This window comes from Streptomyces sp. NPDC006450 (genome assembly GCF_040612195.1).
Taxonomy (GTDB): domain Bacteria; phylum Actinomycetota; class Actinomycetes; order Streptomycetales; family Streptomycetaceae; genus Streptomyces.
Window position 1 is genome coordinate 1 of record NZ_JBEXPT010000003.1, and the last position, 14882, is coordinate 14882.

Sequence of the window (14882 nt, forward strand, 5' to 3'; positions counted from 1 at the left end):
CGAGCGGCCCCGCCGCCCAGGCTCCGCCGCCGTCCGACGGCTCCCGCGCGGCCCGCGCGGTGGCGTTCGCGTACGGGGCGATCGGCAAGCCGTACGTGTGGGGCGCGACGGGCCCGGGCTCGTTCGACTGCTCCGGTCTGACCCAGGCGGCCTGGCGTGCGGCCGGGGTGTCGCTGCCGCGCACCACCTACACGCAGATCAACGCGGGACAGCGGGTCTCCCGCGACCGCTTGGCCCCCGGTGACCTGGTGTTCTTCTACTCCGGCGTGACGCACGTCGGCATGTACGTCGGCAACGGCCAGATGGTCCACGCCCCGCGTCCCGGCTCCACGGTCCGCCTCGCGCCGATCGACTCGATGCCCTGGGCCGGAGCCTCGCGGCCCGCCTGAGTTCCGGAGAGGCCCCGGGCGGGGGTCCGGGGACCCGGGTGGCCTGGTGGGGGCCCGTCCCTGGGTCAGATCAGCCGGCGGGCCGTCGCCCAGCGGGTCAGCTCGTGGCGGTTGGAGAGCTGGAGCTTGCGCAGCACCGCCGAGACGTGGGATTCCACGGTCTTGACCGAGATGAAGAGCTGCTTGGCGATCTCCTTGTACGCGTATCCGCGCGCGATCAGCCGCAGGACCTCGCGCTCGCGCTGGGTGAGGCGGTCGAGGTCCTCGTCGACCGGCGGGGCGTCCGTCGAGGCGAAGGCGTCGAGCACGAAGCCCGCCAGCCGCGGCGAGAACACCGCGTCCCCGTCCTGGACGCGGAAGACCGAGTCGACCAGGTCGGTGCCGGTGATCGTCTTGGTGACGTAGCCGCGGGCGCCGCCCCGGATGACCCCGATGACGTCCTCGGCGGCGTCCGACACCGACAGGGCCAGGAACCGTACCGGGTCCTCGACGGCGCCCATCAGCGGGGCGCAGCGGCGCAGTACCTCGACGCCGCCGCCGCCGGGCAGGTGCACGTCGAGGAGCACCACCTCGGGGCGGGTGGCGGTGATGACGGTGACGGCCTGGTCCACGTCGGCGGCCTCGCCGACGACCTCGACCCCGGTCCGCTCGGTCTCGCCGATCTCGGCCTGCACCCCGGTGCGGAACATCCGGTGGTCGTCGACGAGCACCACCCGGACCCTCCTGGTCACGCCGCCGGTGCTCGCGCTGTCCTCGGTCATGCTGCCTTCGCCGCCCTCTCCATCTCCAGCTCGACTTCCGTGCCGCCGTCGGGCGCGGACCGCAGTCGGGCGGTCCCGCCGTTGCGCTGCATCCGGCCGATGATCGATTCTCGTACGCCCATCCGGTCGTCCGGTACCGCGTCGAGGTCGAAGCCCGGTCCGCGGTCCCGTACGGACACGAACACCGTCTGGCCCTCCACCTCGGCGTACACCTGGACGGGGCCGCCGTCGCCACCGTACTTGGCGGCATTGACCATCGCCTCGCGCGCGGCCTGCATCTGTGCGGCCAGCTTCTCGTCGAGGGGGCAGTCGCCGACGACGACCACCTCGATCTGGACGCCGTGGTGGTCCTCCACCTCGGCGGCGGTCTTCTTCACGGCCTCGGCCAGTGTCGTGGGCTCCTCGCCCTCGTCCTTGCCGGTGCCCTCGGGCTTGTACAGCCAGTTGCGCAGCTCCCGCTCCTGGGCGCGGGCGAGGCGGCGCACCTCTCCGGCGTCCTCGGCGTTGCGCTGGATCAGGGTGAGGGTGTGCAGCACGGAGTCGTGGACGTGGGCGGCCACCTCGGCGCGCTCCTGGGCGCGGATGCGCATCAGGCGCTCCTCGGAGAGGTCCTGGGTCATCCGGATCAGCCAGGGTCCCGCCAGGAGGGCGACGCCGACCAGGACGGCGAGGGTGGCGGTCATGACGTTGCCCAGCTGGGCTGCGGAGCCGCGGACCACGATGAAGACGGTCAGGCCGACGCCGACCAGGGCGACGCCCGCGAGTGCGCGGGCGACTTGCAGCAGCCGGGCGTGCCGGCCCGCCGCGGCGTTCCAGTGGGCGCGGCGGGCGTTGTCGGCCTGGCGCCAGACGAGGACCACGCCGGCTCCGACGAGCAGGGTCGGCCAGACGTACCGTCCCGAGCTGCCGCCGACCTGGACCTGGGAGATGAAGATGCCCGCGCCGACGCACAGCGCGATCAGCGCGATGATCTGGCCCCGCTCGGGCTTGCGCAGCCGCCGGGTGCCGTCGGGGAGGGTGTCGAAGTAGGAGCGGTGGCCGCTGCGGCCGCCGACGCCGAGTGGTACGAAGACCCAGAACGCGGCATAGAGCAGCACGCCCAGGCCGTCGCCCCACATGAACAGGCCGAGGAAGGTGAGCCGGACCCAGACGACGGGCAGGCCCAGGTGCCCGGCGAGCCCGCGCGCGACTCCGCCGAGCATCCGGCCGTCGGCGCTGCGGTAGAGCTTGCGCTGCGGCGTCTCGTCGGAGTCCGGTGCGTACGGCGTGCGGGGGGCGGCTGCTACGGGCATGTCACCGATGGTCACACGCACGCGGTGCCCGTGGCATCAGGGCAGCCCCCCAGTTCTCTCGGGGGGATATCAGGGTTGCGCCAGGGTAGATCCGGATGCCTGCGGCGGCGGCGGGCCGTCACCATGTACGCATGACCGAGGTACACGATTCCCCGCCGCCGGACGCAGGAGCCGGCACGAGCGGGGCCGGCGCGGGCGCCGGCTCCGCTTCTCCGCTCGCCGAGCGCCCTCCCCTGCGCCGCGGCAAGCGGGACAAGGTGCTCGCGGGCGTGTGCGGCGGCCTGGGCCGGTACTTCGGGCTCGACCCGGTGATCTTCCGGATCGTGCTCGGCGTCCTCGCCGTCACCGGTGGCGTCGGTCTGATCTTCTACGGCTTCGCGTGGCTGCTGCTGCCCCAGGAGGGCGAGGAGGACAGCGAGGCGAAGAAGCTGCTGACCGGCCGGGTCGAGGGCTCGACTCTGGCGGCGGTCTTCGCCGCGCTGGTGGGCTGCGCCCTGTTCCTGTCGATGCTGGACAACAGCGGGCTGGCGGTCTTCTCCGTCCTGGCCGTCCTGGCGCTGGGCGCCGCGGCGTACTGGTCGCAGCGGCGGCGCAGCGGGCTCGGCGGACGGCTCCAGCCGGGAGAGGACGAGAAGGCCGCGCCGGGCGCCGAGTTCGTGTATCCGGCGGCCACCCGCACCGGGCACCGCACCGCGCACAGTCCGGCGCCGCCCGAGACCCAGGCGCCGCCCGCGCCCGGGGGTCCGTCGTGGTGGCGGGATCCGCTGGTCAAGGACGGGACCACGGGGCCGGTCGGCTCGACGGGGTACCTGTGGGGCCCCGAGGACTCGGTCGAGGTCACCGCTGGCATTGGCCCGGCCGCGGCTCCACCGTCCGGGCAGCGCGTTTCCAGGGAGCCCCGGGGCGGCATCGGCGGCCGGGTGTTCGTGCTGGCCGCGCTGGCCGGGAGCACGGCCACCGCCGCGGTCTGGGAGGGCAGCACCCTGAGCCACGCCCTTCAGGTCGGCTTCGCCGCCGGTCTCGTCGTCTTCGGCCTCGGGCTCGTGGTGAGTTCGGTCAAGGGGCGCACCGGGTTCGGCACCGTGCTGTTCTCGGTGATCACGGCCGTTCTGCTGGCCGGTTCGGTCGCGCTGCCCAAGGACATCGGTACCGACTGGCGCGTCGTGGACTGGCATCCGACGGCGGTGGCCGAGGTGGCGCCGGTCTACGAGGCGGGCACCGGGCTCGCCACCTTGGACCTCAGCCACGTGGACGTGCCCAAGGGCACCACCGTGCCCGTCCGCGCCTCCATCGAGGCGGGCCGGCTGCGGGTGATCCTCCCGAGGGAGGTCACCGCTGAGACGGAGGCGACGGTCCGACTGGGCGACATCCAGATGCCCGGCGACACCGGCGAGGACGTCCGTGTGCGCAACCGCACCGAAACCCGGCAGGCAACCCTGCCCCCCGCCCCGGGCACCAAGGCCGGCGGCACGATCGCATTGCACCTCAGCGCGGGTGTGGGACAGGTGGAGGTGGCCCGTGCGGCGTCATGAGTTCCAGCCGGGACGGCTGATCGCGGGACTGGTCCTGACGGCGGCCGGGGTGCTCTATCTCCTCGGCGCGGCGGGCGAGGCCGATCCGCCCTGGTTCTTCGTCCTCATGATGACCGCGGGCGGTCTCGCCTTCGCCGCCGTCGTCGGGCTGGTGACCTACGCCGTGCGCCGCGACCGGCGCGAGCGGATCAGCGAGTCCAGCGAGAGGTAGGGCGCCCCGGCGAGGATCAGCGGGGTCCAGGCCATGAGGTAGATCAGGTCGTTGCCGTAGTAGTAGGGGGTCACCGCCCAGGACACGGTGAGCCACAGGCTGAGCGAGATCAGGGCCCCGCCGACGGACGCGATCCGGGTCAGCAGTCCGGCCAGGACCCCCAGGCCGACCAGGAGTTCCCCGATGGCCAGGGCCACGGCGAAGCCGACGGGCGCCTTCAGGGCCATGTCCACCAGGGCGGGGATCGCCGAGGTGTCGCGCACCCCGTTCATCAGTTCGCCGATGGAGCCGCTGCCGGTGGCGGAGAGGAACGCCGAGTCGGTCAGCTTGTCCAGGCCGGCGTAGACGAAGGTCACGCCGAGGAAGATCCGCAGAGGCAGGAGCGCGTGACGGGCGGCGAGCTCGCGCAGGCCGCTCGGTCCGGTGGGAGCGTCAGGGGCGCCGGAGGGGACGTCAGTTCGGGTCACGCGTCATGTGTACCCGCTTCACTCCGCCACGTCGATGGTGCACCGGTTCGATTCCACCCCGGCGGCGGTGACGACCTGGATCTCGATCCGCCCCGGCTCCACTTCCGCCGGGACGGGCACGGTCAGCACGGCGTCGGACGGGTTGGTGAAACCGCCCGCCACCGGGACCAGCGGTACGTGCACATGGACCGCACCCACTCGGACCACCAGCCGGGCCAGCATTTCCGGCGTCTGTGCCCCCGGCGGGACGAAGCCCACTCCGCGGATCTCGATGTCGTCCCCGGGCCGGATCGCCGCGTCCAGATCCCCGGGCTCGCGTCTGCGCACCACCGACAGGACCAGCGGGCGGCTGCCCTCGGCGTACTTCGCCGCCAGGTACACGGCCGCCGACAGCGCCACCAGCAGGGCCAGTGCCCAGGGCAGCGCCGGCAGCCGGTCCGGGAACCGGGCCAGCGAGACCCCCGCGAAGGCCAGCACCACCGTGGAGACCAGGATGTACTGGGCGTCGGGGAAGGAGCCCCGGCCCGCGTCGTCCGTCAGCAGGTCCGCCCCGGTCGGGCGGTCCGCCGGCAGTTTCTGCAGCCGCTGCCCCATGATCCGTACGGAGACCACCCGGCGCACCAGCACCGCGACCCCCGAGGTCAGCCCGAGCACCGCCAGCAGCGGCAGCGCCCGGTCGAGCGCGAGCCCCTCGTACAGCGCCTGGCGCTCCGGTCCCGGTGAGGAGGCCGCGAGCCGCAGCGCGGGCAGCAGCGTCGCGAAGGCGGTGAGCACCAGCCAGGCGCTCGGTACCGTCTTCGAGGTGGACAGCCGGTTGTCCTCGCCGACGAGCGGGGCGAGGAGACCGCCCCGGAGCGTCTGCGCGCGGGCCGCCACGGTCAGCAGGGCGGCCAGCACGAGCGCGGCCAGCAGCCCGGCGGTGCGCGCCGTGGACCAGCCGGTGCCGAGTGCGGTGCCGACCTGGACCAGGAGCAGCACCCCCGCGGCGATCCACACGGCGAGGACCGCCCGCCGGGAGAAGAGGTAGAGCCAGGAGCTGCCCGCCTCCCGGCCCCGGTCGGCGACCGTCCGGGCCGACAGGGTCAGCTCGTCGGAGACCCACTGCCGGGAGGCTCCGAGGGAGTGGGCCACGGCGGCCGGCACCCCCTGCCCCGAGGCGAACTCGTCGCGCTTCTCCAGGAACGCTGCGACCGCGCGGCGGTGCCCCTCTCGTGTGCAGTCCTCGCAGGCACAGGCCGCGGTATGGGTGCTTCTGGACATCTCTTGGACAGCCACGAACGTGCCGCCTCTCTGAACTACGGTGCAATGCCAGCGAATTGTGCACCACTGCGGCAGTGTTCCGGATTGCGCACGATGTCAGAGCAGGTGATTAACCGTTCATGATGTTGACGCACCCGCTCCGGCGGCCTCCAGCAGCGGCTGGCAGTTCACCCACGCCGCCAGATCGGACCCGAACCGCTCCCGGGTCGCGAGGGCGCTGTGGTGGCTGATGAGCACCGCTTTCCCGGCCGCCCGCGCGATCAGCTGCACCTGCGCGGCCCGCTCCGCCGCGATGAACCACCAGGCGGCCGCCTCCACCGAGTCGCCGACCGTCAGCAGTCCGAGGTTGCGCAGGACCAGCGCCTTGTAGGGGCCGAGCGCGCCCGCGATCCGCTCGGCGTCCGCGCCGTCCACGGCCCCGCCGCCGAAGAACTCGTCGAGCAGTGCGTGGTCCTCGTAGAAGGCGCAGGCCTCCAGGGTGACGGGGGCGAGCAGTTCGCCGAGCGCGGCGAGCGCCCTGCCGTACGGGGCCTGTGTGCGGACCACGGCCACCACGGCGGGCCGGGCCCGGTGGACGGCCGCGTGCACGGCGAAGGCCAGCTGGTTGACCCTGCGCTCCCCCTGGCGGACCCGCCCCTCCCCGTCGACCAGCAGCAGGTCCTCGGGGCCGATCGCGGCGAAGGCCCGGCCGAAGGGGTTCACCCAGTAGCAGTCCTCGAACTCCGGGTCCCGGGCGCTGACGTGCCCGCCCACCCCGTCCTCGTACCCGAGCCGCCCCAGCAGCCGCAGCACCCCGGCGAGCCGCTCCTTGCGGTGGGCGCGCTCCTGCGCGGCGGTGGCGAACACCGGCGGCATCTCGAAGCGCAGCCGCTCGACGGGCACGGGTGCGGGTGCGGGTGCGGGTCGGTCGGTCATGGCCCCTCCTTCAAGGTCGCGGCGCAAAGTACCGGCGACCGGCCGAAGAGGCCATACACGCGGCGAGGCCGCCGCTCCCGGTGCGGGAGCGGCGGCCTCGTCAGTACGGCGGCAGGGGGGACTACTCCCACTCGATGGTGCCCGGGGGCTTGCTCGTGCAGTCCAGGACCACGCGGTTCACGTCCGGCACCTCGTTGGTGATGCGGGTGGAGATCCGCGCGAGCACCTCGTAGGGCATGCGCGTCCAGTCCGCGGTCATGGCGTCCTCGGAGGAGACGGGGCGCAGCACGATCGGGTGGCCGTAGGTACGGCCGTCGCCCTGGACGCCGACGCTGCGGACATCGGCCAGCAGGACGACCGGGCACTGCCAGATCTCGCGGTCCAGGCCGGCCGCCGTGAGCTCGTGGCGGGCGATGGCGTCGGCCTCGCGGAGCAGGTCCAGGCGCTCCTTGGTGACCTCGCCGACGATGCGGATGCCGAGGCCGGGGCCGGGGAACGGCTGGCGCTGGACGATCTCGGCGGGCAGGCCGAGCTCCTGTCCGACCATCCGGACCTCGTCCTTGAACAGCTGGCGCAGCGGCTCGACGAGCTCGAACTCGATGTCCTCGGGGAGCCCGCCCACGTTGTGGTGGGACTTGATGTTGGCGGTGCCGGTGCCGCCGCCGGACTCGACGACGTCCGGGTACAGGGTGCCCTGGACCAGGAAGGCCACCGCCGGGCCGTCCTCCTGGAGGATCTCCAGCTGGGCCTGCTCGAAGACGCGGATGAACTCGCGGCCGATGATCTTGCGCTTGGTCTCCGGGTCGGAGACGCCGGCCAGCGCGTTCAGGAAGCGCTCCTGCGCGTCGACGACCTTCAGCTGCACGCCGGTGGCGGCGACGAAGTCCTTCTCGACCTGCTCGGTCTCGCCCTTGCGCATCAGGCCGTGGTCCACGTACACGCACGTGAGCTGCGAGCCGATGGCCTTCTGCACGAGGGCCGCGGCGACCGCGGAGTCCACGCCGCCGGACAGGCCGCAGATGGCGCGCTTGTCGCCGACCTGCTCGCGGATGAGGGCGACCTGCTCCTCGACGATGTTGCCGGGGGTCCAGGTGGGCTGCAGGCCGGCACCGCGGTAGAGGAAGTGCTCCAGGATCTGCTGGCCGTGCGTGGAGTGCATCACCTCGGGGTGGTACTGCACGCCGTAGAGCTTCTTCTCGTCGTTCTCGAAGGCCGCGACCGGGACGACGTCGGTCGACGCGGTGACGGTGAAGCCCTCGGGAGCGGCGGAGCAGGCGTCGCCGTGGGACATCCACACCGACTGGTTCTCGGGGGTGCCCTCGAAGAGGGTGGATCCGGTCTTGGAGACGGCCAGCGGGGTGCGGCCGTACTCGCGCGAGCCGGTGTTGTCGACGGTGCCGCCGAGGGTGACCGCCATGAGCTGGAAGCCGTAGCACATGCCGAAGACGGGGACGCCGGCTTCGAAGATCGCGCCGTCGAGCTGGGGGGCGCCCTCCTCGTACACGGAGGACGGGCCGCCGGAGAGGATGATCGCCTTCGGGTTCTTGGCGAGCATCTCGGCCACGGGCATCGTGCTGGGCACGACCTCGGAGTAGACCCGTGCCTCGCGGACGCGGCGAGCGATGAGCTGCGCGTACTGGGCGCCGAAGTCGACGACGAGAACCGTGTCCGGGGCGCTGTCGTGGGTGGCGAAGGTGGCTTCTGGCACGGGGCAGGCCTTCCGGCGGAAAGAGGGGGTTGTTTTGTCGATTCTAACGGGGGACGGACAGCCCTCTTCGTCTCACCGTCCGAACCGGCTTGGCACGGAGCGGGACAGAGGGTAATAATCCCTCCATGCGCAAGCAGCTGAGCTTCCTCTTTACCTATGGCACCGGCCGGTCCGGTCGCCATGGGTCATCGTGATGCTCGCTTGAGCCACTGACTTCCCAGAGCGCCCCGGTCCGACAGGACCGGGGCGCTCCGGCGTTTCCGCTCCTGCCGGGCCCTCACCCACAGGAGAACCCCATGTCCGTCACCACCCCCGAGCAGCTGATCGCCGGTTCCCGCGAGCGGATCGACGCCATCGACGACCGGATCATCGGCCTGATCCAGGAACGGATGGCCGTGTCGACCGTCATCCAGGAGGCCCGGATCGGCTCGGGCGGGCGCCGGGTGCACCTGTCCCGGGAGATGGAGGTCCTGGGGCACTGGAGCGACGCCCTCGGCAAGCCCGGCACCGCGCTCGCGATGACCCTGCTGGAGCTGTGCCGGGGCCGGGTGTGAGGCTGAGGCTGAGGCCGCGGCCGTGCCCGTGACGCCTGTTCGTCACCCGTCCGGACCGTGACCGGCCCCACGGCCCTTCGTTGATGCGGATGACCGTGCCAGCCAGGTGCGGGACCGCAGCACCACGCGTGGCTCGCTGGAGCGATGAGACGCACCCCCTACCGGGCGTGCGTCGTGGGACCTCGCTCCTTCATGTGACCGGACGGCAGGGGACAGCAGCCCGGTCACCCCACAAGGACGGCCGGCCCGGGGGACGCCCCGGACCGGCCGTTCTTCTGTTTCCCCCGTCGGTTCCCCCGTCGGTTCCCCCGTCGGTTCTCCCGTCGGTTCCCCCGTCGGTTCCCCCGTCGGTTCCCCCGTCGTCCCCCGCTCGGCCCCTCTGCCTACGCCGTCACGCGCGGCCGGTGGCCCGCCGACGGAACACCAGGAACACCGCGGCGCCGGCGGCCACGAGCACCGCGCCGGCCATCAGGACCAGCCCGGCGGCGGAGCCGGTCTCGGCGAGGCCGCCGTTGGGCGTCTTGCCGTTGCCGGTAGTGGCACCCGGGCTCGGAGTGGCGCTCGCACCCGGCGTGGCCGCCGGGCTCGTGGGAGCCGTCGGCGTCGGGCCGGCGGTGGTCGGAGCCGTGGTCGGCGTCGGGGCGGGGCCCTTGCCGTTGATCACGAAGGCGGCCTTGTTGTTGGCGTGGGCCGGGTCCCAGCTCGCCGGCGTGGTGCCGATCGGCGACCAGGCGCCGACCGTGACGGAGCCGGTGGCCTCCGCGACCACCTTCTCGATCTTCAGCTCGAACGGGAAGGCGAACTTCTCCTTCTCCCCGATGACGTGCGAGGTCCGGCACAGGTAGCGCGGGGCGCCCAGCTGCTGCTCGGGGTAGTCACCCGAGGCCGTGACGGCCCTGCAGGGCTCGGGCACCTTGGTGACCTTCGCTCCGGCCGGGATCACGATGTCCGCCATGGCCACGTCCTCGCCGGAGCGGAGGTAGGCGATCCACGCCGGTCCCTCGTTGCGGAAACCGAGCTCGGCCTTGACCGTCTCGCCCGCCTTGCCCTTCAGGGAGGTGCCGGACGCCACCAGGTCGGCGGTGTTCTTCACCGAGAAGTCGAACTCGTGCCGGTTGTTCCACGGGTCCAGGTCCGCGGCGCTCGGCGCGGCCTTGGCCGCGCGCACCTTGAGGCCCAGCTTCTTGCCCGTGCGGGGCGTGCTGAGCTTCTGCGTGGGCTTCGGCTGGGAGCCGGCCTCGTGCACCCCGTAGACCAGTCCCTCGATGAAGGCGTGCGGAGCGGCCCGGAGAGTCAGCGCGCCGGCGATCTCGTAGACCTCGCCCGGCTTGACCACGTTGTCGAAGGTGCAGACCGTCGTGCCCCAGCCCACGTTCCAGGGCTGGCCGGCGCTGTCGTCCTCGCTGTAGGCGCAGTTGTCGTACTGCTCGACCAGACCCATGCCGTGCGTGGTGTTCAGTTCCAGCGCCACGCCGTCGACGGACTCGGTTCCCGTGTTGCCGAAGACGATCGGGAGCGGCTGCGTCTGGCCCGGGTTCAGCTTGGCCTTGAGGGCCGCCTTCTCCATCACCAGGTCGGGTCCGCCGACCTTGACCTTGGTGGTGGCGGGCTTGAAGGTGGCGCCCTCCGCCGCCCCGGTCATCGTCAGGTCGACGACCGTGCCGAGCTTGCTGCCCTTGGCGGCGGTGAGGTCCAGGGACACCACGCTGCTTCCGTGCCAGATCCCCCAGTCCTCACAGATGACCTTCGTCCCGGCGAGGGTGCAGCCGTAGTCCTGCTCCTTGTCGAGCGCCACGTCGGCGACGCCCTTGAGCGCGCTCAGGTCGATCGTGTAGGTGATCCGCTCGTTGAACTGCTTCCCGGTCTCGTTCTCGACACGGAAGTCGACCGTGGTCTTCTGCGGCTTGCCGCCCTGCCCGGGGTACGGGCGCAGGCCGATCTCCGCCGGGCTGGTGAGCGTGAACACCGGATCCGCGGCGTTCGCAGGGGTGGCGGCCAGACCGACGGCCACCAGGCCGGCTGCCGCCAGCAGGGAGGAGATGCGCTTTCTCATGCCGGTGTTGACCAGCGACGACCCTGTCCGGTTGCCCCCTTCGCCCTGTGATGGACGCCACACCTCCGCCACCGGGTTCCGGTACAACCATCCGGGGCGGACGAGTGTCATCCATAGAGTTCGGCGGGTACCGCGCTCGGAGGGGGAGTGCGGTGCCCGCCGAAGTCATTCGGCGACTGCTGCGGCTACTCGGCGGGGGACGCCGTGCGCGGCGGAACCTCCGGTACCGCCAGGAACGGCAGGCGCAGCGCCCCGAAGGCCTCCTTCGGTACCGCGGGGCGGACCGGTTCCACGGCCTCCAGGCGGGCGTAGGCCGCCCCCTGCTCCGGGCGCGGGTCGTGCTCGCCGTTGTTCGGCCAGTAGGACATCGCCCGTTCCGCCTGCGCGGTGATCGTCAGCGACGGGTTGACCCCAAGGTTCGCGGAGATCGCCGAGCCGTCCACCACCGAGATGCCCGGGTGCCCGTAGAGCCGGTGGTACGGGTCGACCACGCCCTCCTCGGGCGAGGCGCCGATCGGGCAGCCGCCGAGGAAGTGCGCCGTCAGCGGCGTGCCCATCAGCTCGCCGATGTTGCTGCCCGGGAACCCGTTGATCTCCTCGGCCAGCAGGGTCGCCGCCCGTGTGGCCTCGGCGATCTGTACGGGGTTGGGTGCGCCGTGGCCCTGGCGGGCCGTGAGCAGGCCCTTGCCTATGCCGCCGGGCTTGCGGTAGGTGGTCAGGGAGTTGTCCAGGGACTGCATGACCAGGCCGATGATGGTCCGCTCCGACCAGCGCCGGTTGGACAGGGAGCGCAGCAGTTGCACGGGGTGCCGGGCCGTGCGCCCGAACCAGGCGCGGACCCGGTGGGCGGAGTAGGGCACCTGGAGGATCGTCATGAACCCCATCGCGTTGGAGCCCTTGCCGTAGCGCACGGGCTCGATGTGCGTGTCGGCGTTGGGGTGCACCGAGGAGGTGATGGCCACGCCCCGCGTGAAGTCGGCCCGCTTGTCCTTGCCGTGCCGCTTTCGGTAGCGGCGGTCGTCGGTCTGCGCGCCTACGAGGCCTTCGGAGTTGGTCCGGGTCAGATCACCGAGCCGGTCCGAGAGGCGGGGCAGCTCGCCGAGGTCCTTCATCGTGTGCAGGAGGGTCTGGGTACCGTACGTGCCCGCCGCGACGACCACGTAGCGGGCGCGCAGCACCTTGGCAGTGCCCTTGCCGCTCCTGCGTCGCTGGTCGGTGGGGACGGTGCGGACGCGGTAGCCGCCGTCGGGGTGCTCGGAGAGGGCGGTGACCGTCGTCATGGGGTGGATGGCGGCGCCGGCCCGCTCGGCGAGGTGCAGGTAGTTCTCGCCCAGGGTGTTCTTCGCGCCGTGCCGGCAGCCGGTCATGCACTCGCCGCACTCGGTGCAGGCCTTGCGGGCGGGGCCGGCGCCGCCGAAGTACGGGTCGGCGACCTCGTCACCGGGACGGACCCTGCCCTGGCCCTCGGCATCTCCGCCGTCCCCGAAGAAGACGCCGACCGGGGCCATGTGGAAGGAGTCGGCGACGCCCATCTTGGCGGCGGCCGCCTTGAGGTGGACGTCGGAGGGGGTCGTCGTCGGGTTGAGCCGGACCCCCAGCATCCGCTTGGCCTGGTCGTAGTAGGGGGCGAGCTCGTCCCGCCAGTCCGTGATGGACGCCCACTGCCGGTCCTCGAAGAAGGCGGTGGGGGGCACGTAGAGGGTGTTGGCGTAGTTGAGGGAGCCGCCGCCGACCCCGGCGCCCGCGAGGACCATCACGTTGCCGAGGAGATGGATGCGCTGGATCCCGTACAGCCCGAGGGCGGGGGCCCACAGGTAGTTGCGCAGGTCCCAGCTGTTCTTCGGCAGGGTCTCGCGGGTGAAGCGGCGTCCTGCCTCCAGGACGCCGACCCGGTACCCCTTCTCGGTGAGCCGCAGCGCCGAGACCGACCCTCCGAAACCCGATCCGATGACGATGACGTCGTAGTCGTACGACACTGCGGTGCCTCCCAAACGGAACGGACCTGCTTAGCGGAGCCGGAAGGCCTTCATGACCTTGAGGCTGCGGGTCATGAACGCCGCGTACTTCTCGTCGTCCATCCCGAACGACGGCGCCATCGGCAGCAGCCGCTGGTGGGCCACGGTCTGGGCCTCGGTGTACTTGAGGATGCCCTCGGAGCCGTGGCGGCGGCCGAGGCCGGATTCCTTCATGCCGCCCATGGGCGCCTGGGCGCTGCCGTAGGCCGGGGCGTACCCCTCGTTGATGTTGACGGTGCCGGTGCGCAGGCGGGCCGAGACGGCGTGGCCGCGGCGGGCGTCCTTCGTCCACACGCTGGAGTTCAGGCCGTAGGAGGTGCCGTTGGCCTCCTCGATGACCTCGTCCTCGTCCGTGAAGCGGTAGATGGAGACGACCGGGCCGAAGGTCTCCTCCCCGCACACCGCCATCGCGGCCTCGACGCCGTCGAGGATGGTCGGCTCGTAGAAGAGCGGGCCGATGTCGGGGCGGGCGACGCCGCCGGTGACGAGGGTGGCGCCCTTGGCCACGGCGTCGTCCACGTGGCGCTGTACGGCCTCCAGCTGGCGTTCGCCGGCCAGGGAGCCCATGTCGGCGCCGTAGGCGAGGGAGGAGCCGAGGCGCATGGCCTTGGTGCGGGCGGCGAACCGGGCGACGAACTCGTCGGCGATCGAGGCGTGGACGTAGAGCCGCTCGATGGAGATGCAGAGCTGGCCGGCCGAGGAGAAGCAGGCGCGGACGGCGCCGGCGGCGGCCTTCTCCACGTCGGCGTCGCGCAGGACGAGCATGGCGTTCTTGCCGCCGAGTTCGAGGGAGGCCCCGACCAGGCGGGCGGCCGCGCCCCGGGCCACCTCGCGGCCGGTACGCGTGGAGCCGGTGAACGAAACGTAGTCGGCGTGCCGGACCACCTCGGGGCCGACGACCGGGCCCTCGCCGAGGACGATCTGGAACACCTCGGCCGGCAGGCCCGCCTCGATCATCAGGTCGCGGGCCCACAGGGCGGTGAGCGCGGTCTCGGTGTCGGGCTTCATCACGACGGCGTTGCCCGCGACGAAGGCGGGCAGGGCGTCGCCGATGGACAGTTCGAGGGGGTAGTTCCAGGGAGCGATCTGGCCGATGACCCCACGCGGCTGGCGCAGCTCGGTGACCTTGGTGAGGGTGGGCATGGCGCCCGTGTGGCCCTTGGGGCGCAGGTACGAGGGCGCCTTGCGGCCGTAGTGCCGGGCGGCGATCGAGACGGCCTGCACCTCCTCGTGGGCGTGCAGGCGGGCCTTGCCGGTCTCCAGCTGGATCAGGTCGAGCACCTCGGCCTGCCGGTCCAGGACCAGGTCGTGGAAGCGCAGCAGGACGGCGGCACGGGCGCGGACGGGCACGGCGGCCCAGGCGGTCTGCGCGGCGCGGGCCGCGTCGAAGGCCGCCGCCACGTCCTGGGGGGTGGCCTCGGGGAGCTCCGCCAGCCGGTCCCCGGTGAAGGGGCTGTGGTTGGCGGTGCGGCCGGAGCCGGCCACTCCGCGGGTCAGCCGGGCGACCAGTTCGGGGGTCACCACGTCGGCGGCGCTCCGGGCGCCGACCGGGGCCGGGGCGACCGGATTGGTGGGCTGCGGGGCGCTGCGGAGGGGGGCCGGGGCCTGCGTGTCCGTCATGGCCGTGAGCGTATTGCGCCCGGGGGTGCTTTGGGTACCCGCCGGTAACCGGATTTTGCCATTTCTGCCAGTGATCGCTGGCGGGATGGCGGAATCCGGGTGCCG

The 14882-nt window shown here is 72.3% G+C and carries 13 protein-coding genes and 1 pseudogene; 4 read left to right on the plus strand and 10 right to left on the minus strand.

Annotated features, from left to right (window positions below; all coding sequences use genetic code 11):
• Window positions 1-389 (plus strand): C40 family peptidase (locus ABZY57_RS01915; RefSeq protein ID WP_356507171.1); only part of this gene is annotated, 389 nt, incomplete at its 5' end.
• Between the two features lie 65 nt (window positions 390-454).
• Here ABZY57_RS01915 and ABZY57_RS01920 read toward each other — a convergent pair.
• Together ABZY57_RS01920 and ABZY57_RS01925 are read right to left on the minus strand one after the other, a co-directional pair.
• Window positions 455-1150, minus strand: a complete 696-nt coding sequence (locus ABZY57_RS01920; protein ID WP_243333471.1) for a response regulator transcription factor — start codon at window positions 1148-1150, stop codon at window positions 455-457.
• Window positions 1147-2442, minus strand: coding sequence for a PspC domain-containing protein (locus tag ABZY57_RS01925; protein ID WP_356507174.1), 1296 nt, complete (start codon window positions 2440-2442; stop codon window positions 1147-1149). The genes ABZY57_RS01920 and ABZY57_RS01925 overlap by 4 nt, the downstream gene beginning before the upstream one ends.
• 131 nt (window positions 2443-2573) lie before the next feature.
• On the opposite strand from ABZY57_RS01925, the gene ABZY57_RS01930 reads away from it, so the two are divergent.
• Complete coding sequence (locus tag ABZY57_RS01930; protein ID WP_356507175.1) at window positions 2574-3974, plus strand: PspC domain-containing protein; 1401 nt, start codon at window positions 2574-2576, stop codon at window positions 3972-3974.
• Window positions 3961-4185: a hypothetical protein gene (locus ABZY57_RS01935; protein ID WP_356507177.1), complete on the plus strand. Its 225-nt coding sequence runs from the start codon at window positions 3961-3963 to the stop codon at window positions 4183-4185. The genes ABZY57_RS01930 and ABZY57_RS01935 overlap by 14 nt, the downstream gene beginning before the upstream one ends.
• Here the strand turns inward: ABZY57_RS01935 and ABZY57_RS01940 are convergent.
• From ABZY57_RS01940 to guaA, 4 genes are all read right to left on the minus strand, one after another.
• Complete coding sequence (locus tag ABZY57_RS01940; protein WP_356507179.1) at window positions 4131-4652, minus strand: DoxX family membrane protein; 522 nt, start codon at window positions 4650-4652, stop codon at window positions 4131-4133. The two genes, ABZY57_RS01935 and ABZY57_RS01940, sit on opposite strands and share 55 nt — an antisense overlap.
• A gap of 18 nt (window positions 4653-4670) precedes the next feature.
• On the minus strand, window positions 4671-5927 hold the full coding sequence (locus ABZY57_RS01945; RefSeq protein ID WP_356507181.1) for a hypothetical protein: 1257 nt from the start codon (window positions 5925-5927) through the stop codon (window positions 4671-4673).
• Between the two features lie 102 nt (window positions 5928-6029).
• Window positions 6030-6827 carry a class II aldolase/adducin family protein gene (locus ABZY57_RS01950; protein ID WP_356507183.1) on the minus strand — a complete coding sequence of 266 codons (798 nt, stop codon included), beginning with the start codon at window positions 6825-6827 and terminating at the stop codon, window positions 6030-6032.
• Window positions 6828-6948: 121 nt separating this feature from the next.
• Window positions 6949-8535: a glutamine-hydrolyzing GMP synthase gene (gene guaA, locus ABZY57_RS01955; RefSeq protein ID WP_356507185.1), complete on the minus strand. Its 1587-nt coding sequence runs from the start codon at window positions 8533-8535 to the stop codon at window positions 6949-6951.
• A gap of 296 nt (window positions 8536-8831) precedes the next feature.
• On the opposite strand from guaA, the gene ABZY57_RS01960 reads away from it, so the two are divergent.
• Window positions 8832-9089 (plus strand): chorismate mutase, encoded by a 258-nt coding sequence (locus tag ABZY57_RS01960; protein ID WP_356507187.1) that lies wholly within the window; start codon window positions 8832-8834, stop codon window positions 9087-9089.
• Window positions 9090-9131: 42 nt separating this feature from the next.
• Here the strand turns inward: ABZY57_RS01960 and ABZY57_RS01965 are convergent.
• From ABZY57_RS01965 to ABZY57_RS01980, 4 genes and pseudogenes are all read right to left on the minus strand, one after another.
• Window positions 9132-9440, minus strand: a pseudogene (locus ABZY57_RS01965) (PT domain-containing protein); the annotation flags it as partial.
• Between the two features lie 40 nt (window positions 9441-9480).
• Window positions 9481-11142: a peptidase gene (locus ABZY57_RS01970; protein ID WP_356507189.1), complete on the minus strand. Its 1662-nt coding sequence runs from the start codon at window positions 11140-11142 to the stop codon at window positions 9481-9483.
• 185 nt (window positions 11143-11327) lie between these two features.
• Window positions 11328-13133, minus strand: coding sequence for a GMC family oxidoreductase (locus tag ABZY57_RS01975; RefSeq protein ID WP_356507191.1), 1806 nt, complete (start codon window positions 13131-13133; stop codon window positions 11328-11330).
• Window positions 13134-13148: 15 nt separating this feature from the next.
• Window positions 13149-14777, minus strand: coding sequence for a succinic semialdehyde dehydrogenase (locus ABZY57_RS01980; protein ID WP_356507193.1), 1629 nt, complete (start codon window positions 14775-14777; stop codon window positions 13149-13151).
• Window positions 14778-14882 lie beyond the last annotated feature (105 nt).

Excerpts from the sequence above, each read along its gene's own strand:
- ABZY57_RS01920 (WP_243333471.1), bottom strand. The coding sequence starts at position 1,150 with ATGACCGAGGACAGCGCGAGCACCGGCGGCGTGACCAGGAGGGTCCGG.
- ABZY57_RS01925 (WP_356507174.1), bottom strand. The coding sequence starts at position 2,442 with ATGCCCGTAGCAGCCGCCCCCCGCACGCCGTACGCACCGGACTCCGAC.
- ABZY57_RS01930 (WP_356507175.1), top strand. The coding sequence starts at position 2,574 with ATGACCGAGGTACACGATTCCCCGCCGCCGGACGCAGGAGCCGGCACG.
- ABZY57_RS01950 (WP_356507183.1), bottom strand. The coding sequence starts at position 6,827 with ATGACCGACCGACCCGCACCCGCACCCGCACCCGTGCCCGTCGAGCGG.
- ABZY57_RS01960 (WP_356507187.1), top strand. The coding sequence starts at position 8,832 with ATGTCCGTCACCACCCCCGAGCAGCTGATCGCCGGTTCCCGCGAGCGG.
- ABZY57_RS01970 (WP_356507189.1), bottom strand. The coding sequence starts at position 11,142 with ATGAGAAAGCGCATCTCCTCCCTGCTGGCGGCAGCCGGCCTGGTGGCC.
- ABZY57_RS01980 (WP_356507193.1), bottom strand. The coding sequence starts at position 14,777 with ATGACGGACACGCAGGCCCCGGCCCCCCTCCGCAGCGCCCCGCAGCCC.